The organism is Vibrio sonorensis (genome assembly GCF_001854765.1).
In the GTDB taxonomy this organism is placed as follows: domain Bacteria; phylum Pseudomonadota; class Gammaproteobacteria; order Enterobacterales; family Vibrionaceae; genus Vibrio; species Vibrio sonorensis.
This window is the reverse complement of sequence record NZ_LJJE01000092.1, coordinates 123,828-145,117: the sequence shown is the minus strand read 5'-3', so window position 1 is coordinate 145,117 and position 21,290 is coordinate 123,828. Positions and strand designations below refer to the sequence as shown.

Annotated in this window: 10 protein-coding genes and 1 pseudogene; 2 read left to right on the top strand and 9 right to left on the bottom strand. The window is 44.1% G+C overall.

From position 1 onward, the window contains the following. Nucleotides 1-387: 387 nt before the first annotated feature. The 4 genes and pseudogenes from BLO31_RS25230 to BLO31_RS16410 form a co-directional block, all read right to left on the bottom strand. Nucleotides 388-813: pseudogene (locus tag BLO31_RS25230) on the bottom strand (cadherin-like domain-containing protein); the annotation flags it as partial. Between the two features lie 3,362 nt (nt 814-4,175). Beyond that, nucleotides 4,176-6,083 carry a hypothetical protein gene (locus BLO31_RS23230; protein WP_084659876.1) on the bottom strand — a complete coding sequence of 636 codons (1,908 nt, stop codon included), beginning with the start codon at nt 6,081-6,083 and terminating at the stop codon, nt 4,176-4,178. Beyond that, nucleotides 6,041-11,602, bottom strand: coding sequence for a retention module-containing protein (locus BLO31_RS23225; protein WP_084659874.1), 5,562 nt, complete (start codon nt 11,600-11,602; stop codon nt 6,041-6,043). The genes BLO31_RS23230 and BLO31_RS23225 overlap by 43 nt, the downstream gene beginning before the upstream one ends. A gap of 674 nt (nt 11,603-12,276) precedes the next feature. Then, nucleotides 12,277-13,254 carry an arginine deiminase-related protein gene (locus BLO31_RS16410; RefSeq protein ID WP_070969104.1) on the bottom strand — a complete coding sequence of 326 codons (978 nt, stop codon included), beginning with the start codon at nt 13,252-13,254 and terminating at the stop codon, nt 12,277-12,279. Between the two features lie 308 nt (nt 13,255-13,562). On the opposite strand from BLO31_RS16410, the gene BLO31_RS16405 reads away from it, so the two are divergent. Next, entirely contained in the window at nt 13,563-15,407 is a 1,845-nt protein-coding gene (locus BLO31_RS16405) for an ABC transporter ATP-binding protein (RefSeq protein WP_070969100.1), read from the top strand. 442 nt (nt 15,408-15,849) lie between these two features. Here BLO31_RS16405 and BLO31_RS16400 read toward each other — a convergent pair whose 3' ends face one another. Then, nucleotides 15,850-16,554, bottom strand: coding sequence for an NYN domain-containing protein (locus tag BLO31_RS16400; protein ID WP_070969095.1), 705 nt, complete (start codon nt 16,552-16,554; stop codon nt 15,850-15,852). Between the two features lie 583 nt (nt 16,555-17,137). After that, on the bottom strand, nt 17,138-17,485 hold the full coding sequence (locus tag BLO31_RS16395; RefSeq protein ID WP_139159031.1) for a hypothetical protein: 348 nt from the start codon (nt 17,483-17,485) through the stop codon (nt 17,138-17,140). A 55-nt stretch (nt 17,486-17,540) separates the two neighbouring features. Between BLO31_RS16395 and BLO31_RS23890 the strand changes: the two genes are divergently transcribed. Further along, entirely contained in the window at nt 17,541-17,711 is a 171-nt protein-coding gene (locus BLO31_RS23890) for a hypothetical protein (protein WP_175443238.1), read from the top strand. 190 nt (nt 17,712-17,901) lie between these two features. Here BLO31_RS23890 and BLO31_RS16390 read toward each other — a convergent pair whose 3' ends face one another. The 3 genes from BLO31_RS16390 to BLO31_RS16380 form a co-directional block, all read right to left on the bottom strand. Next, the gene (locus BLO31_RS16390) at nt 17,902-19,443 is read right to left on the bottom strand and encodes a hypothetical protein (RefSeq protein ID WP_070969089.1); all 1,542 of its coding nucleotides are present in this window, start codon (nt 19,441-19,443) and stop codon (nt 17,902-17,904) included. A 2-nt stretch (nt 19,444-19,445) separates the two neighbouring features. Then, entirely contained in the window at nt 19,446-20,477 is a 1,032-nt protein-coding gene (locus BLO31_RS16385; RefSeq protein ID WP_070969086.1) for a hypothetical protein, read from the bottom strand. Between the two features lie 76 nt (nt 20,478-20,553). Beyond that, a complete protein-coding gene (locus BLO31_RS16380; RefSeq protein ID WP_139159052.1) occupies nt 20,554-20,931 on the bottom strand; it encodes a S24 family peptidase in 378 nt (125 codons plus the stop codon). Nucleotides 20,932-21,290: the final 359 nt, after the last annotated feature.

Sequence of the window (21,290 nt, the reverse complement as noted above, 5' to 3'; positions counted from 1 at the left end):
GTCAACGCGAACGGTTAGGTCGATGGTGTTTGCGGAAATAGCTGTTGCATCTACATAAACGCCACCACCAACTAAATCGCCATTTAGCAAACTGTTAAGCTCAGTGTAATGCCCTTGGATTGTGGTTTTACCGCTTAAACTTGTGCTATACGACAGCGTGGTAGGGTTAGGTAAAACAACCGATAGGCTGCCGTGACTGACACTGAGGGTGACGGAAATTTCTTCATCCGCAAACACCCCTGCAAAATCTATATCTTGAACTTGCAGTCCAGTAATCTGCTGCATAGATGCTTCATTTATGGTGTTTACTAGGTGAGTTTCGTCTATTTCTGGTGCGTCGTTTACAGCAAGTACATTAACTGTCGCACTACCAGAAACGGTTTTAGTATCAGTGAGACCATTGGTAGTGCCATCATCTCGAATCACGTAATTGAACACCACATTGCCATGGAAGTTTTCGGCAGGAGTAAAGTGCCACGTGGTTGCATTGATAGCCGTTAACTCGCCTTGACTTCCATCGGCAAGAGTCACTTGTTCTACTGAAAGCGTATCCGATTCAATATCTTGTGCATTGACCAGTAAATCACTGGCCGTTATCACCATAACGGCTGCGTCTTCATTAATATCATTCAATGTGACTGGCGAAGTGGTCGGCGCATCGTTTTCCGGAGTGACCGAGATAACAAACTGAGCTTGATTGGTATTTGCTGTCGTCACATCTCCTGCAATGACTTCTCCTGCGTTACCCCCATCGTTAACAACTAGGTTCACTGCAACATCACCAAAGAAATCTTGATCGGGCTGATAGGTCATGAGTCCACTGGTGATCAAGGTATTGATCTGGCCTATTTCCCCTGTTAGCTCTAGTTCTTTTGCTCCGTTAAACTGATAGGTGACGCCTAACGCATCAGCTGCTAGTTGATCTAGAACTAAACTGCCGTTGTCTATTGTCACGGTCAACAGATAAGGCGCGTTGGCGTTGTCATACCCCGCCTGCGCATCAACATCAGCAATGCTAAATTGGTCAATGGCGATGCTATTGTCTTCCACCACTTCTAATTGCTGTACATTTTCAAATACGGGTTGGTCATTAACCGCGTCAACATTCACCGATACATCAAATCGACTTTCTGGCCCTAAATCGACTGTACTTCCATCACTATCTACAGATTGAACTTTAAAGGAGAGAGACTGACTCCAGTTAGTCGCACTGTTGTGGTCTCCGGAATTAAATATGACTTGAGCCAAGCTTTGTGTCGGCACATCAAAGGTCCAAGTGCCTGAATTCACGCTAAGTAATGTCGCTCCAGCTATGGTCAAGCTCGCGCCATCCGGTACGTTGGACACTTCCAGTCGCAAGGTTTCTGCAGCGTTTTCCGAGTAGGTGCCACCAGTAGGGATAGACAACGCATCATCAATAACATCTATGTTAACCGCGATGGCAATATCCTCCCCTTCTTTACCAGAAACATCGACCACTGGATTGACGTCGACAGCATCCCCAATTGGAGTAACCTTAATTGGAATATCAACACTGTTGTGCTGTTTTACCTCATTGAGTAACGCTTCTTTAGTTATGGCGGAAATCTGTATATTCACATCACCACTAAAGTCTTTGGCGGGCTTCACCTCAATAGAAGACAGATCCAACGTGGCAACATTGTTGTCGACAAGCTGCAAACTCCATTCGCCGCCACCATTGTTTTTCACAATATAGCTATCTGGATCCGTGCTTCTAACGAGGAAATCTTCAGGCAAATTCGTTAGTTTAACCGAAATGAATTGCTCAGACCCATCGGTGTCTGTCAGGGCTAGTTCAACAGGATTGCCGCCCACATTCAGCCCTATCCACTCATCTTCACCACCGACAACCACCTGTTCACTAGGAGATGCACCTGGGATTGTCAGCGCTATATCATCTATCACTGGAATAACGTCGAACGACACGTTTTTGTTAAAACTACCTTGGCTAGTGTCATTGACCCCAGTGGCGGCCGTTTCATCAAATAGCGTTTTGTCCACAATGGTACCGCTTACCTGCACCGTCACCGTGTTTAAGTTATCCGCACTAGGATAGTTTTCTTCGGGTTTGAAGAAAATCTGATTCAACTCCGTGGCTATATCATCACCATTGGCAAGAGAGAAAGTAACACTGGTTCCAAGTGGCGAGCCAGCGGATGTAACAAACTCGCCTTTAACGCCAGACGGCAAGGTCAGTGTCAGTTCTGTAAGGGTTTCTATACCTTCATCTTGCGAAGTGTCGAGATCGCGAAGTGTAATGTCAAAGTCCAGTTTGATCAGCCCGTCTTCATAGGCGTGACCATCGGATTCATCAGGCATACCTACCGTGCCCAATACAGATACCTCAACTTTTGGTGTTGAGCGATCATCCTCTGGTTGTCCACTGGGACCGTCGTCTGCCAGAGGCTGAATAACTATTGAGATCATCAAATTCGGATATAGGTTCTCATCACCAGACGATGTATCGGTAACGACAACTTGGATGGGCAGCTCAAAATCACCAGAAAAATCTCTCGGTGGAACAAATTTCAATCCGGAAAGGTTTGTCAGTGAACCATCGGTTTCTATTTGAGCTTTAAATACCCACTGACCGTTAACAAAATCATCTTCTGCTCCTTCAATACTCGAACCTGCCGGTAAGTCGCCCTTATTGATAACTATACTCAGCTCATCTTTTGCACTGTCAAAGTTTGTCACACTCAATATTGACTGGCCGGGAGCAAACTCATTAAAGAGTGCTGAAGCAAGTTGAACGGAGTTGTCCTCGCTACCAATGACAACTGCATTAGGGTCGGTGTGGTCACTGGGATTGGTACTGGCATCTTGAGTAAAGACGATTTCTGCGGCGTCCGAATTCGGGCCAGTAATAAACTGGGGAATACTAAGCGTAATATCGATCTTGCGATCAACGTCGGCACTGCCACTGCCGTCATCCGCAACACCTTTATCAACCACTTTAGTCCAGATGGTGACATCGAGCTCATTAAACACATTTGGGTCTGTGCCCGAACCAAGGTCTAAACCATTTGGTGCCTTGATAGCAAAGTTACTCGGGTCGGTCACTGTCCAAGTGCCATTGCCATTGTTGATGGCATTGGTGACAAATAGCTGGTCTAACACCTCTGGCGCAACATTGCCAAAATCAACGATAAGCTCACGAACTTCCTCAGTAGAACTGGGATCTACATTGCTGTAGTTAAGTGCAAACGTATCTTGAGCTACGTTTTGCTCTTCATTAACCGTAAAGTTAATCGCACCTAAGTTGTCTACTTCAAGGTTATTGGCCGTTAAGTCCACCAGCTGTTCGTCTTCATCCAGCACTGTTAGCTTGTTCAGACCGTCTTCTGGCTCTACAACGGGGGCAATTTTCACCTTAGTACTGCCTTCCACAACCGCGGTCACTGTGCCTTCATTATCCGAATTTCCTGCGATCAGCTCGTCATCTTGCTCTTGATAGGTGATCTTGGTATCGATAATAAAATCTGTACTCGAATGCTCTGGTCCTTTCACCTGAATATAGGCAATACCACTTAGCAAATCAGCAAACTCTGGGTGAGCACTATTGAACACTAGGCTCTCGTTAATAGGGAACAGAGGTGTGGCTAGCCCATTGGCATCAACCAGCTGTATCTCAATATCATTGGGGACCTGACCAACTGGTCGGTTTTGATCGAAGATAAGTTCTATTTGAACCACTTGCTCATCGGCGTCAATTCGCTCATCGCGTGGAAGCGGCCAATTGACCTTAATAAACTCGTCTTCAAAACCCTTAGACACGGTGGAATATCCGTCTCCTTCATGACTACCAGCTTCGATCACTGGACGAACTTTGACTACGACATCCCCTTCTACTTCGCGCACATGACCATCGTCTTCTGTCACGATAACCGTCGCTTTTAAACTGATATTGCCACTAATAGAGTCTGGGGTTTTTATCGTGATCCCCGAAGGGTGATCTTGTTGTGCAATGTTCGCCTGATAAACCGGTTCACCATTGACAAAATCCACCAAAACTAAGTCTACGGTTTCACCTGTTGCGTCATAGATTTTTACCCCATCCGGTATGTTAGATAAAAGCACCGATAGCGACTCTGACTGATCCGTAGCTGGTGCGGGAGGAGACCCTGCATATTCTCCAGATAGAACCGCAAAGCTCATTTCGGCCGTACCGCTCTCTTCAATAGTGATTTGGGCGCCAAAGCTTCCCGCTGCTGATGCCATGTTGTACCAAGTGTTGTCCGCTCCACCGTCACTAGGAAGATCCGGCAGACTAGGTAAGAAAGGCACATCGGCAACGCCTTAACACTGACATAAACAGGCTTGGAACCTATCGAGGTAATATCAACGCTTTCACCACTACTCAATGTGGCGGTATCTTTGACGATACCCTCGGCTCTAAAGTTGAAATCTTCATTGCTGTGTAGTGGTGGAACGACTTCAACTAAGCTTAGGTACTGGTAGGGTATTTCATAATATTCAAGTTCACCCGTTGGCGTATTTTGTTGATTGATTTGAGACGGGTTCAAATCGTCCAACCATTTCAGGGTTACTCCCTCTAGCGAGACATTTGAAATCCTAACATAAAGAACTTCTGAAGAGTCTTGGTCTGCACTTCCACTTAAAGTTATTACCTCACTGAGTAAAAACGGGTCATGCTGATCCGCTTGGCTAGGATCGATAGAGTCTTGATTAAGTGCGTTATCTTCAAAGATGCTGATTCGTCGAGTACTTATGGTACCGCCAGAATCCGCATGAGGACTGACGTCAACAATAAGTTGCTGAGCAGCGCTCTGGGCTTCTTGCAGAGCAGAGAAGGTGTCTTGTTCCTCTGTTTTTGCAACGGCGCTAAACTCAATTTGTCCGGAGAAGTGGTCATCTGGATCGACGTACACGTCTTTCATCTCTTCAACCGTAAACTCATAGACGCCATCACTGTTTTTGTTGATTACATCTCCGTTTTTATCCCGTAAAACAAAATCGCCTTCACCTTGAACGACTGACAATAGATAGGTAATCGTTTCTGGACGGCTTCGGTCCTGAGTAGATGCTTGGATTTGCAACTGAACATCATCCCAATCCGAGTCTTCTTGAGTCGTATACAAGTTATCGGTTTGATTTTGATTCCAGTCAGCCGTATCAGCGACATTTTGTATTTTGATAATGAAGTGATCAGTAATCGAATGATCAAAGCCATCGCTATTGTGAGTTTCCAATTGGTAATCCACTCTAAAGCCATCAGAGTTAGTGGAATAATGGCGATCGGGAACAAAATAGATATTGCTAATGGTTTCGATATAGTTATCGTCATCACCATTATTGGCCTTATCCATTAAGTCAGCGGTCAGATAAGGTTTGTTGTTCCCATCAAGGGGCAAAGCGATGTAATTGCTACCGTCTTTGTAGTAAAAAGTCCCGTGAGGATTACCGTCGGTAATGGTGATTTTTTGTAGAGTTTCTCCGTTGTCCCTATCACCTAAAGAAACCTCAAAATTGAGTTGCTCGGGAAGTGCACTGCCATCGACGTTATCTTTGGCATTCGCCTGTTCTAATGAACTGTCTATACCGCGCCCTGTATCCTCTGTTGCGATCAGCGTTTGAATCTCCGCTGTCGCTAGCTTATCGGTAATGGTGATATTGACCGGAACTGTAGACTGATCACCATCCCCATCAGTTGCCGTCACGTTCAGTGAGAACTGTAGTGAATCTCCTTCTTGATCTAAGTTTTCCTCAGGATCAAACCTTACGTTGCCGTTGTGGTGAATGCGCAAGGTACCCAACAATCGAGTTTCAGGTGTGCCAGTATTCGCGGGGGTGTACTCTTGCGTGATCTGATATTCGTTCCAACCTCTTGCCAAAGTAACGTTAGATTGTGCATCAACAAAAAAGGTGGAATCAGTTCCGTTGACGGCTTCTACCTCAGTAACTGTTGCCCCATCAGCCCCCTTGTCGGTACCACGTGCGAACAGTTTTACCGTGCTGCTGAAATCATCGCCTTCCTGCTGGACAATATTTCGTTCCGTCAGAGTAGGAACATCGTCAGTGACGGTAACAGGCAACGACATCGAAGGACTAACATCCCCGTCGTAATCCACCGCCTGAACATTGAACAAGAGCTGAAGGCTATTCTCATCCAACCTAATGGGTGATTAAGAGAGCGAATCAACTCAAACTCATAGGTGTTGTTTAACGCGTCCAAAGTCAAGGTAAATACGGGACGACCATTGTTCATTTGTGCCGTGTAAGTGGTGACTTCACCGCTAATATCAACGGGTGCCCATGACAAGGCTTTATTATTGCCACTCGTGATACCAGCCAGCACGGCATCGGGATCTTCTAACTGGAATCGAACAACCGAATCCGCCCCCTCGTTAAGTGTGATGGTCCCTGAGATCGTCGCATCATCACTGCTAACCCGATCCGAACCTCGACTTAAGTCGTCTTCATCGACCAAACGTTCTCCGGCGATCAACGTAATCTCCGGCCCGTCATCAACCACTTTGATATTTAAGGAGGTTGGCAAAGACTGATCGCCATCGCTATCTACTACCGCTACTTCAAAGCCGAGGATCAACTCATCTAGGTTAGGGGTATGGTCTAGAGGCTGCTCTAAAACGAAGTGGTAAGTACCATCTTGATTTAACGTCAGCCTAAATACTGTTTCAGTACCCGCCTTCCCAAGGTAGGTAGAAGAGGTACCAGTTTGCTGAGTAACCGTGATTAGTTCTCCACCGGATCTCAGCCCACTTGCAACGGTATCTCCGTTAATAATAACAAACTCGCCAATCAGGTCAGCACCTGAGCTGACGTCAAACTCGCCTCTCGCTTGGGCAATTACTGTTGTCGAATCCGAACCGACGGACAGTTCGCTTTCATTTACGGTGACATCACTTGCAGCGAGATCAACAGAAATACTGTTTGGAGCATCATCGTGCACGGTAACGCTTAGATTCATTTGCGCCGATTTATCGCCATCCTTATCTTCGGCGTAGACAGGTAATACTAGGCTGTGGGTGGCATCGTTGGCACCTTGGCCGTGATCCAAAGGTTTTAATAAAGTCACCGTATAACTGTTGAGGTCGGTTTGGTCTAATTCGACGGTAAACACGGTTTGTTTGCTCGCGCCCGAGCCAATAAATCCGCTATACAGTCCGTTTCCATTGTCTTCTAGCGTGATGCGCTCGCCGCCAGATTCCAGTAGGTTGTTGGTATTGAACTCGCTGACATTCACTTTAGGGGCGATGATCTCATCACTGCCAGTGGTGAGTGAAATCACCCCGTTAGCCGATACCGCTGTCACCCCTTCTTGGCTGCCACCCGTAATACCTGACTCGTAGACTTGGGTCGAAGCGATGGTGTTAATCTCAGGCAGGTTGCCATCGGTAACATTGACCGTCAGTGGTATGGTTTTTGGATCGTCGTCGCCATCGACAACGGTAACAACCAAGTCATAGCTCAGTAAGTTATTCAATGGGTGGTCGGATTCTGGGTCGGCTTGATAATAAACCTGCCCTGCTTGATTGATATGTAATGTACCACCTGTCACCGCAAAGCTTGTCTGGCTACCATCTACCGTTTGAGTGGTGCCATCAAAGGTAAACTGAGTGACTGCCGCACCATCTGCACCCGCTTGGCTAATCACATTAATGGTATTGGAGAAAGCCGTTTGCCCCACATCTGGCTCGGTCACATCAAGATCACCACCTACCAGTACTTGCTCGTCATCGTGCACGGTAACGCTTAGATTCATTTGCGCCGATTTATCGCCATCCTTATCCTCGGCGTAGACAGGCAATACTAGGCTGTGGGTGGCATCGTTGGCACCTTGGTCGTGATCCAAGGGTTTTAATAAAGTCACCGTATAGCCGTTGAGGTCGGTTTGGTCTAATTCGACGGTAAACACGGTCTGTTTGCTCGCGCCCGAGCCAATAAATCCGCTATACAGACCGTTGCCATTGTCTTCTAGCGTGATGCGTTCACCGCCAGACTCCAGTAGATTGTTGGTATTGAACTCGCCGACATTCACTTTAAGGGCGATGATTTCATCACTACCAGTGGTAAGTGAAATCACCCCGTTAGCCGAGACCGCAGTCACCCCTTCTTGGCTACCCCCCGTGATACCCGATTCGTATACTTGGGTCGAAGCGATGGTGTTAATCTCAGGCAGATTGCCATCGGTAATATTGATCGTCAGTGGTATGGTTTTTGGATCGTCGTCGCCATCAACAACGGTAACAACCAAGTCATAGCTCAGTAAGTTATTCAATGGGTGGTCAGATTCTGGGTCGGCTTGATAATAAACCTGCCCTGCTTGATTGATATGCAGTGTACCACCTGTCACCGCAAAGCTTGTCTGGCTACCATCTACAGTTTGAGTGGTGCCATCAAAGGTAAACTGAGTGACTGCCGCGCCATCTGCCCCCGCTTGGCTGATCACATTAATGGTATTGGAGAATGCTGTTTGACCCACATCTGGCTCGGTCACATCAAGATCACCACCGACCAGCACTTGCTCGTCATCGTGCACGGTAACGCTTAGATTCATTTGTGCCGATTTGTCGCCATCCTTATCCTCAGCGTAGACAGGCAATACTAGGCTGTGGGTGGCATCGTTGGCACCTTGGTCGTGATCCAACGGTTTTAATAAAGTCACCGTATAACCGTTGAGGTCGGTTTGGTCTAATTCGACGGTAAACACGGTTTGCTTGCTCGCGGCAGAGCCGATAAATCCGCTATACAGCCCGTTGCCATTCTCCTCTAGCGTGATGCGCTCACCGCCAGATTCCAGAAAATTGTTGGTATTGAACTCGCTCACATTCACTTTAAGGGCGATGATTTCATCACTGCCGGTGGTGAGTGAAATCACTCCGTTAGCCGATACCGCAGTCACCCCTTCTTGGCTGCCACCCGTAATACCCGATTCGTAGACTTGGGTCGAAGCGATGGTGTTAATCTCAGGCAGGTTGCCATCGGTAACATTGACCGTCAGTGGTATGGTTTTTGGATCGTCGTCGCCATCAACCACGGTGACGACTAAGTCATAGCTCAGTAAGTTATTCAGTGGGTGGTTGGATTCTGGGTCGGCTTGATAATAAACCTCCCCTGCTTGATTGATATGCAGTGTACCACCCGTCACCGCAAAGCTTGTTTGGCTACCATCCACGCTATAGGTGGTACCATCAAAAGTAAACTGAGTGACTGCCGCGCCATCAGCACCCGCTTGGCTAATCACGTTAATAGTGTTTGAGAAAGCCGTTTGCCCCACATCTGGCTCGATCACATCAAGATCACCACCGACCAGCACTTGCTCGTCATCGTGCACGGTAACGCTTAGATTCATTTGTGCCGATTTATCGCCGTCCTTATCCTCGGCGTAGACAGGCAATACTAGGCTGTGGGTGGCATCGTTGGCACCTTGGTCGTGATCCAAGGGTTTTAATAAAGTCACCGTATAGCCGTTGAGGTCGGTTTGGTCTAATTCGACGGTAAACACGGTCTGTTTGCTCGCACCCGAGCCAATAAATCCGCTATACAGTCCGTTTCCATTGTCTTCTAGCGTGATGCGCTCACCGCCAGATTCCAGCAAATTGTTGGTATTGAATTCGCTGACATTCACTTTAAGCGCGATGATCTCATCACTGCCAGTAGTGAGTGAAATCACCCCGTTAGCCGATACCGCAGTCACCCCTTCTTGGCTGCCACCCGTAATACCTGACTCGTAGACTTGGGTCGAAGCGATGGTATTAATCTCAGGCAGGTTGCCATCGGTAATATTGACCGTCAGTGGTATGGCTTTCGGATCGTCGTCACCATCCACCACAGTGACGACCAAGTCATAGCTCAGTAAGTTATTCAGTGGATGATCGGATTCTGGGTCGGCTTGATAATACACCTCTCCCGCTTGATTGATGTACAGCGTACCACCCGTCACCCCATAGCTTGTCTGGCTCCCATCCACGCTATAGGTGGTACCATCAAAGGTAAATTGAGTCACTACCGCGCCATCAGCACCCGCTTGGCTGATCACATTAATGGTATTGGAGAAAGCCGTTTGCCCCACATCTGGCTCGGTCACATCAAGAGCACCACCTACCAGTACTTGTGTATCATCGGTAATGTTAACGGTAATATCGCGAGCTTGTGACTGGTCTCCGTCTGCATCGGTAATCAAAATAGGCAGTGATATTTGCAGATCGACATTATTAGCGCCTTGGTCGTGGTCAAGTGGAGCCAAGAGCGTGATTTGATATTGTCCTGTGAAAGACGTTCCCGATTGGTTAAGAGTTAACGTCGCTTCAAAAACATCGGTTCTAACACCGTTTTCTATACTAAATGCGGTGTATTTCCCCTGACTCGCATCTGTCACTTGCAAAGTAATGTCGTTACCTTGTGAGGTAAGACTGCTGTTATTGTTGAAACTCTCTACATCGATAACTAGAGAAACAATTTCATCGCTTCCTTGTTCAAAGGTTATCTCGCCGTTCGCTGTTACTGTTTGATTACCAACGCCAGAACCGATAGTAAGTCCGGCTTCATAAAGCGTAGATTCTTCGACGCTGGCAATCTCGCTATTAGCGCCATCAATAATGGAGACTTGCACATTAACTGGCGTTTGTATGCTGTTTGAGCCAATATCCGAACCCGTCAATTGGCCGCTAAGGGTAATTTGGTCTCCACTGATAGCGACCACTCCTCCCCCAACTGAAGGCAGGTGATCGATTGGCTGTAGTAGCTCGGTTGTGAAATCAACTTGAACATCACTACCTAAACTCGTTGCGGTGATTGAGATGGTCATCACTTCAAGGCCGTTCGAGCGCCCCGTAATCGTTTTTGTGTCACTGTCGTAAGTAAACGTGACCGCGTTACCATTGGTGGTAATATCGGAGTTTAGTTCTGATAGCAATGCCGAAAGAGACGCATCGGTAAACTCGAAAGAGTCAGGGTCTAGAGGTAAATCACCAGAAAAAATTGTCACGCTAGTTGTAGCAATGACTGAATCGGGGTTGTTGAGAAGATCTTCTGTAATAGATTGCGAACTGGTCTCACCACCATCGGCGAAGACTAGGGCACGAAAATCGTCATCTTCTGTCTCAATACTATTTTGTGCTTGAAAACTGGTTTCGAAGAAGGTGCTAGCAAGCACTTCGGGAAAGTTATAATCGATAGTAATAAAGCCGGCATTAGCCGAACTTGAGCCTCCTGCACCAACACCTGCTGCTGCTGCCTCTAGAGCCTGAGTAGGGTCGACACCTTCTAATATTGCTTCTTGAAGCGCGGCAATGTCATCTTCGCCAAACGCCACTTCATCTGGCGACTCTTGGCTTAAAACCAGTTCTGAGTTGAGCTGCGCACCAAGAAGATCACCGCTTGGCTTAACACAGCTCACGCAGTTGGGGTTTTGAACAAAAGCGTTTAGCCCAGAGGTTAATGTCAGGTTCGACTGGTTTACCGTGATAAGTATCTGACCGGGTGACAGGGTTTCTCCTGGTTGCGCTTTATGGGCCGCGCCATTGCTATCGACAACAACCACATCTCCCGATACTGATTCAACCTTAGTTTGCTGCTGGATTACATCTGCACCCATACATCATCCCTCCTTTGAAAACACCGCTGACAAGCCATAACATTTCGATACAATTTGCCTTTAATAACAAATCTATCAAAATCTAATGGCTATATGCTATATCAACGTGTCACTTCACAGTTTAGACGATTATTTTGCAGAACGTCGCAACAAGGAGGTAAATAACACTTTTATCATTTACAGTCTAACATTCCGGTTTATTGCGCTACAGAACCCGCCCTGCTTGAAAAGTCTCACTTATGAGAAAGATTCAAAACAACCAGACCTTTATTAGCCCAACTTATTAACAACCATATGAATAAAGGGAGCTTTTTCTCTAAAACTTGGATAACAGTAAAAATCGTGAATTAATGTTCTAAAAACACTGTTTTGGGATTAATTAGTAATAATTAATCCCGATTTTGTTGCTAGATCCCTACACCATTATTTGTTTGCTAACCCGCAGTAGAAAAACAATAAATAGTTTTCGTTGATGTAAAGATCCGATGGAAAATAAATTGTGAATAAAAATGACAGGGAAAGGAGTTGTTCACCGAACTTTGCGAAAAGATGAGCTGCTCTTTTTTTTAAAAAAACGCCCCAAGTTATCGTAACCTAGGGCGTTAATCTTTATTGAAGAGGGGAAATACAGACCACTATTGTAATAGATACAAGGTGTAATGGCCGACAGTAACCTACAACACCTTTACCCTACTTGGCAAAAACACTTCACCCAACATACAACGCACGCTTCCTCCGCCAATGTCCTCGATGGTTTGCACATCAAACGGCAGTAACTTTCCGTGGCTGGACAGTTGATTGCGTTGCGCAGGAGTAAAAGCTTGGTAAGCGGACTTAGACATGGCGATCACTTTGTCACCATTGATAGTTTCAAGTTGAAGAATATTGCCACAGAAGCGATTCATCTGTTCAAGGGTAATAGAGATCACTTGCTTGTCTTTGGCTAAAGACTTAACCACAAAGCGTCGCTCAAATTCAGGGATCACCTCATCACAAATCACGGTAAAGTTTTCACCAACCGCCATCATGACATTGGTATGGTATATCGGGTGACCAGATGGCAATGCGGTTTGAAAAGAGACAACTCTGGAATAACCAATGCGCTCGGCGTACTCTTCCAGCACTTCTCGGTCACATCGCTGAGACAAAGCAGCATATATGGTGCGATTGATATGATCTTTCACCATCACACCAGTGCTCTCTAGGTGAGCGTCTTGTTCTAAGTATTCGAGTAGTGAATCTTGTTGAATGACGGGCCTGCCAGACAGAGATAGTACTTCCGCTAACTCTTGACCACGTACTTCGAACTGGCGGTTTTCACAGGCCATAGGGAAAGTATAAAAAAAGCCGTCTGAAGTGGTGCTAAACCAATTATTTGGGAACACGGCATCCGGTGTTTCTTGCACGCTAAGCGGATAATCAAAAACGATTACCTGTACACCTTCCGAGCGAAGCTTAGCCACCATTGCCGAAAATTCGCTCAGGGCTTGTGCTCTGATCTGGGACTCTGATAGGTCAACTCGGTGCTGAAACTCATTGTCTTTAGCCGTTTCAGAGTTAAAACGAAACTCTTTTGGTGGAACCATAACCACACAGTTGGCATTTTGACGATTAAGCGGCGCCTTTGATTCTAATTCTTGTTGTTTGAACATAGTGAAAAACTCATAAAAATCACTCTACGACGCCAATTGTAAGCATAATGTTAATGGAGTTTTTACTAACTTTAACCAGTTTTTGCTATACCAGTTAGCCTAATTTACTGCCAAATCATCACATCACAGGAAACTTTACTGACACTAAGACGGTAAGATGTGTTTTTGTGAATAATATGCAAGGGGAAGGATAATAAATATCCATCTATTAGTTACATTTTGAACAGTATCAGAGTAACATAGTGATGTTCGGCACATTTTTTGTTTTTGCACATAACAATCAATAAGTTAGTGCGCTAGGAATCTTTATGTTTAAGCGATTTGAATCTTTTACAAAGCCATTCCCACCTTCCGAACCCGACCAGCCACCAAGTGGTATTTTCGCTTTCTGTCGTCACTACACCAGAGGCTTTGAAATACCATTAATCATCATGTCTATTATGGCAACGATAGTTGCTTTGGTAGAGGTTGCTCTGTTTGGTGCTATGGGTAATCTGGTTGATTGGCTTTCACAAAGTAACCCAGAAACATTTTGGCAAGAAAACCAAAGCGATCTCATTTTTTATGGGGTTCTGCTGCTATTTATCATGCCTGTTCTTGTGGTGATTTACTCACTCCTTGCTCACCAGACCCTGCTGGGCAACTATCCAATGTCTATTCGTTGGTTAGCCCACCGCTACCTGTTAAAGCAAAGTGTCAATTTCTATCAAGACGATTATGCAGGTCGTGTTGCCGCTAAAGTGATGCAAACATCTCTATCGGTCAGGGAAACGGTAATGAAAACCATGGACGTTTTTGTCTATGTCTCCGTTTATTTTACCGCCATTATCTTTTTGCTGGCTCAGGCAGATTGGCGTTTAATGATCCCAATGCTCATTTGGTTGGTTATCTATGTCGCTATTCAAGTCTACTTTGTTCCCAAGCTGAAAAAGGTCGCTTCAGAGCAAGCGGATGCGAGATCTATGATGACGGGAAGAATTGTCGATAGCTACACCAATATAGCGACCGTTAAACTCTTCTCACATAGTAAACGTGAAACAGAGTACGCCGAAGAGGGGATGAAAGGCTTCCTTAACACGGTTTATCGTCAGATGCGTTTGGTTACTGGCTTTGACGTCGCGGTTGAGATCACCAACTACATTTTGGTTTTCTCAATCGGTGCTCTGTCTATTTATTTGTGGATGGATAACTCGATCAGCATTGGTGCCATCGCCATTGCTATCAGTTTGGCACTGCGCATCAACGGCATGTCTATGTGGATAATGTGGGAAGTCGGAGCCTTGTTTGAAAACATGGGTACAGTTGTCGATGGAATGAAGACCCTATCCAAGCCAGTCGACATAGAAGATAAGCCCAACGCTAAAGATCTTGTTGTTCCCGAAGGCGGCATCGAGTTTGACAACGTGAGTTTCCACTACGGTGACAAAACTAAAGGCGTGATCAACAACCTAAACCTAAATATAAAACCCGGTGAAAAAGTGGGCTTAGTAGGACGCTCAGGTGCGGGTAAATCGACCTTAGTAAACCTGCTATTGCGTTTCCACGAAGTGGAAAAAGGCCAGATCAAGATTGATGGGCAAGCGATTGACGATGTGACTCAAGATTCACTTCGCAGCCAAATTGGTATGGTAACTCAAGATACTTCGCTACTTCATCGAAGTATTCGCGAGAACATCCTATATGGCCACCCAGACGCAGGGGAAGAAGCGCTATTAAAAGCGACGAATCAGGCCCACGCTCACGAGTTTATCCAAGGGCTATCTGATCCATTCGGCAACACTGGCTACGACGCTCAAGTAGGTGAACGTGGTGTTAAACTCTCTGGTGGTCAAAGACAGCGTATCGCCATTTCTCGTGTACTGCTGAAAGATGCGCCTTTGCTTGTTTTGGACGAAGCAACCTCTGCTCTCGACTCCGAAGTAGAAGCCGCAATCCAAGAGAGTTTAAACGAGCTAATGGAAGGTAAAACTGTTATCGCCATCGCCCACCGTCTATCCACTATTGCAGCTATGGATCGCCTAATCGTGCTCGATAAAGGACAGATTGTTGAGCAAGGCACCCACCAAGAGCTAGTAAACAGTAACGGTATTTACGCCCAACTCTGGGCGCACCAAACGGGTGGTTTCATCGCAGAAGATGTGAAAACAGCATAAGCCCTTGACTTATAAGGAATTAAGTTAACGAAAATATTGGCGACATACTGACTATAACCGAGAAAAACCGAGGTTAACTGACAGTTGTCGCCATTTTTTCTTTGCTAATTTTCCAGTGAATTGAGCTGAACAGCTTGCCCACTAAGTGAATGCTCTTACAAAGCACCTTTTACGAACTCTCGCACCAGCAAACCGTGCAGGCCCAATATCATGACGACCCGCCTGCCTATAGCGAACAATCAAAGCCGTATCATGGTTGCTTGCTACACCGCAACTTCGCCCTTAACAACCACTAGGTACTCAAACGGCCAACAGCCAAGTAGAAATCAAAATGGGGATGCAATCAGAAATCCCAATCACCATCGTTATGGCCAAAGCCGACAAAGGTACAAACTTAGATATGGATGTAGGAGAGCTGGGTATGAGTTATTGAATGGAGGAGCTATACAGGCTCTTTTTGTTCAGTAGTATAACGAGGTCTATTAATGAAAGTCTTTAGCCCATCAATATGACGAGATAAGGCTCCATTAACCGAGCGCCCCATGGCATCGAGAACAAAATGTGCACCCTCTGTTCTCGCGAGCTTAGCCGCTGGGACAAAGTCACTGTCACCAGATATTAGCACAATCTTGTTTGCAAACCCTTTCAAAACAACACAGGAAATATCAATACCTAACTTCATATCAACCCCCTTTTGACGAGGCTTGATAACAATGTCGTTTGGATCAATCTCACCCGCAAGTAGCTCACCTCGGAACATTTTCTTGATTTTCTTAGATGAGTCTCTCTTAAAACCCCACTCTTTATCAATTGTACTTAGTTCGCCCATTCGAGTTGCCACGTAGGGTCTCTTAAGTAGCGCATCTATTAAGTCATTTTTGTACTTGGAGAGCTCGCTTTTTGCAAAATCTATTGGCTTATTAGTTATTGGGTGCTGCGACTTTTCCATCAAAGGAGGACAATCGTAAAAGTAAATACGGTACAGTTCCTCCCCTGCTTTTTTATTTACATGACACATCCAATAGCCCCACATCTTTTTTGCGAGGCTCTCTGGAGAAAGTTTCATACACGGATCAATCTTCGCCGTAAACATTCGAGTAAAAAAGCCAGCATCAACAAATATGGCTACTGTTTTTCTATCACGCATAAGTCACTCTTGTACAAACTCAAGATATAAAAAAGCCCTTGGGTCGTCACTTCCCTTATAGTGGGAGGATTTGCCAAGGGCGGTATGTTCTTAGTAATGTTCGTTTAGTTTGTTTACTACCATTGAGGGCAACTAACGATTTACACGCAAATACTAGGTCGGCTGAACCGACCTGTCAACAAAAAATTTGCGCGTTTATGATAACTGACCGTAACCGACTACAACCGATTGCCCCCATTCAACTATCTAAGCGAACCTACCCTTCCACTGGTAAAATCCATTGTCGGGATTAGCCCACTGTTGGATTTTCCAAGGCGCATAGTCGCCAGCTTTTTACTGGTTTTTTATGTGCGGCTTCAACGCCCTAGCATATTCTTGAGTCTGCTCAGCAGACTAAGGTTTTGAAGTCAGATTTTGAAGTGACTGTCCTTTCAAACATTTTTCAAACATGTGGGAGCCGTCTTTTAGGTTTCGAATAGACATAAAAGCACCCAAATAAACGCTGTATATGAAAACAGTATTTGTTTGGGTGGAATTTTTCAATGTTTGATAGGATGGAAGCTATAAAGTTTTGTTGAAAAGTCTACGGCTTACTCGAAGGGTTTGACTCAACGTAAATCCCAGCTTTGTCTTTTTTATTGAAGTAGTACTCAATCTCTTCTTTACTGTGGTGCCCCTCAAGAGTGATTGATGTGTTGTCCTCGTACTGGATATGCACTTTTCGGTTTTGCTTCATTCTAATCCATGCAATTAGAACACCCGCAATCGAGGCATAGGGCACCGTATTGATTAAGAGTGTTGCTATATCGGGAATTGCTGCTGAAAAACGTTGAACTGTACCTAAATGATTTTCTACCCCCTGCGCCTGTAGCAGTTTCGATAGTTCTTGTAGGTCTTCTTCATTACCATCTATATCGAGGTACCGTGCCATGTATATTTTCTCCTTATCAGGAACATCATTCAAAATCCGATTGCAGATTTTCCTCATGATTATCGAAAAAGCTGTTGCATTCCTATTTAAAGGGAAAACCTATTGGATTGGTGAAATCGACCAGAAAAATGAAGACCATGTCAAAGATTCCATCCCCTTGCCTGCAGATGTAAAGCTGTTTGAGCTCAATCAGGTAGATAAGGTTCAAGTACGCAGATTTTTTTAGGAAAAGCGTTTAGAGAGAGCGAAGAGCTACACCAAGAACCTGAGATTTATTTGTAAAACTCCTTTAGCTCTGAATACAGTAATATTCAAATCGCATACAAATTAGATAGTTAAACTTTTATTAAACAGGGGTATGAATTGGTATAAAGTTTTGTGGCTTATATAAAGGAAGAGTCCATTGTTCCTTTTACTTATCCACTGATATTTAAACCAGAATAGCTCGCAAATATTAGTGTTGCTGAAATAACCGACAGGACGCCAGCCCACACCCAAATGTAGAGTCTTCGCCTGCCTGATATAAACAAATTATTTTTCTTAAAATATTCATCATCGCTGAGGATGTTAGCCATATCTTGTGTTGTTAGTACATTCTCATAAGTCTTTTTTGATTGTTCATACATCTCTTTGAATCTCGCCTGATCCTGAATTGATTCAAATAGAGCCAAGCCAAATAAAGCAGAAAAAATTATCAATGCGAAAGCTATCATCGAAACAAACAATGGGGAACCAATAAAGGCAAACAAATCGGAATAGCTATGAATATCAGCACCTTTTGAAAAAATCCTAAATAAGATTGTTGAAATGGCAAATGTCGCTAGGCCAAAAACGCCAGTTTTAATTGAGTTTGCAACCTTCTCTGCAACCTCACTTGCTTTCTGAGTAGTTGCTTGTACCTGTTCAGCTAGCTTGTTGGTAGCATTAATATAACTCTTAACATCATCCTTTTGAGACAGATTGAAACCAGAGTAAGCTGATGTAATTACAGCATCATTTACTTTCAATAATTCTTCAACATGAAGTGGAATTACGTTTCTTGTGATCCCTATTTTATCAACAGAGTTAGACTGGTATATCCATTGATATAAACTCCATAGCGCTGATGCATCAGAGTTTATTAGAGTTGGTAGGTCATATTCTCCAACAATGTCTTTAAACCCTTTCAAGGTATATTCAACCTTGCCATTGTTAATAATAGTGAAGTTAGCCAAGAAGCTAATAAGATAGACATTGTGAAGTGCATTAAAAAAGGCTTTAACAAGCTCTATATCTGCGGGAACAGCTCCATTGAACTTAAAATGTTCTGGCAAAAATTGCCACTCCGCAGCATTGGCAAAATGCCCTAAGTTGCTTCTGAGTTTCAGTAGGTCATCTACTCGCTTTTTACTTAATGTTACTTTAAGCAAGCGATGAGAAAACTCTACTCTAGGAATAAAGTGAAAGTAATCGGTGCTACAAGCTTCTGTATAATCACCTACCAACACAACACCTTCAATACCGGCTCTATGATATCGTCTGTGAATGTTGTGATGTAGTTCTTCTATGGAAAGGCTATCAAGGTAATTAGACCAAGCATCAATAGAATAAATGTTATCAACCAGAACGTTATCACCAACCTCTTTTAGCTTCTTAAAGACTTCAACCTCAACCGTAAGATGTTGCTCATCGTCATCAAGGTTCTCAATACAGTCTCTTAACTCTTCAAGCCTTTCATCTAATACATCTTGAGAAGTGCGATTAGAGAATTCGACTGATTCTTCAAACTCATAGGAAACTTTAATAGTGTATGAATCTTGCCAGTCTCGGTGTTTTATCAGGAAAGCAAACAAAGAATCAACATCACTTTCAAGTAAGCTTTCAAGCTTGCCAGATGCATAGAAGTAATCAAAAGACTCTTTTGTAGCCTCCCATTCAACTATTGGGGTTGTCCAAGTGCTTCTAACATCATCTAACATAACTATTCTTCTGTGTTTTTCATAAAATGCTCATAGCCTTGTTCACTGTAGATAATAATCCCTTTTCTACCGCTTCTATCATCAAAAGGTTCAATAACTTCGTTAATATTCTCTATTCCATCTTTTAAGTTTAGATCGATTTTGTCAGTCAAAGAGATAACAGACTTTCGTTTAGCTTTAACACTCGACATATCAACTTCAAACTGTTTATCGAAAGTTTTTTTGGTTTTCTTAGGCAATTCCAATAGCCTTTTTGCCCACTCGTTAGGCTTAAATTTACTATCTACAGGCTTATGTGCAAGCACTACCGTTTCTATGATGTCTTGATAAGATATGGTGTCTCCATCGTGGTTACGTAGATAAGTTAACAGGTGGTTTCTAACCAGCAGGTGATCTGCTTTAAAGTCTTTTTTAAACTTATTTAGCTGACCATCAATAGCGTCGAATGCATTTGACGTATTGACACTGCTTGAGCGAATTGGGGAAACGTCTAAGAATTTTATCCAGTAAGCATTTGCCCGAGACACCCATAAAGCAGGCTCTTTTCCTTTTTCAAAAGTCACCAGAGCAGTATTTAACGCTTTTTTCTCAGTAGGAAGGCCAAACAAGTGCTCAAAATCTTCAACGTTAGCTACTTCTTCTTGCTCCATTTTGATCAAGACCAAGGTCTCAACATCATTATCAGAGGGCTTGCAGTGAATAAGAAGCAAGCTACCAGGTGTTACTTTTACTTTTCTCTTAAATCTGTCTAGGTTTTTCTGTGATTCTTGCTGCTCTCCTAGAAGCGATGCGGCCAACCTTTCACTAAACACATCCCAATGGTTTGGGTCGTCCATATATGCTTCAAATTCAGACTTGACGCTCGAGCCATGATTAAAAAGATACTCTTGCGTATTTTCGTTTTCTTGAGTGAGCTTTACTGATGAACGGGCAAACTCTTGGAAATTATTAATCGCTTCTGCTCCACCTTTAAATTTTTCATGTGTGCCCTTATCAATAAAAAGGTGGTGACAGCTGGTGTTTAAATACTTCATAACTAGCAACCTTCATCATATTATGTAAATTATTATTTTTTCGATCAAAAAAGGCACCCCGAAGGATGCCTTATATTTAGATTACTGCTTTCATTACAGTAGTAACAACTTTGCCAATAACTGCGAATTCTTTCAGTTTCTCCTCATTCACGATGAATGAGGAATATTCCTCTCGGTTATCAGATATCACCTCATAACCTTCGGCCATAATGTCGTATTTCAACCGCTTGATATAAACGTGTTTGCCAATACGCATCAGGTACACACCACGTTTGGCGCGGTGGTCGAGTTCTCTGATATCCACCAACACTTCGTCGTCATCGTTGAGTGTGTATTTCATTGAGTCACCATGGTAAATAATGATGCGAGCATAATCTTCTGCTAATCCAAATCGTTTTAGCCATAAACAAGAGGCATAGACGTTATAGACAGGTACAGCGCACTTATCATTCATTTGAGACAAGGTCTTCACTGCCTTGAAGTTTGAGCCATCCGCCACATTATCAGGAATAACGTCATCTCCAAAATTTTCACATAGGGAACTAATTACCACCCTTATCAAAAAATTGAGACGTGGAATTCAAGCCCAGCTATTTCCTGAAGATCCGAAGTTTTAAACCATTCGTGCGCGAAGAAACCTTAAAACAGATATTGACCACCCTTATTACTCCATTCAAATCCGAGATAAGTCGAATAAATACACAAACAGAGAATCGTAATGTAGTTTTAGACCGATAAAAACTGATTACCCAATGTATCACATGCTCGCTTTGCCTTGTAGTGATGTAGGACACTGATTATGAATACGAAATA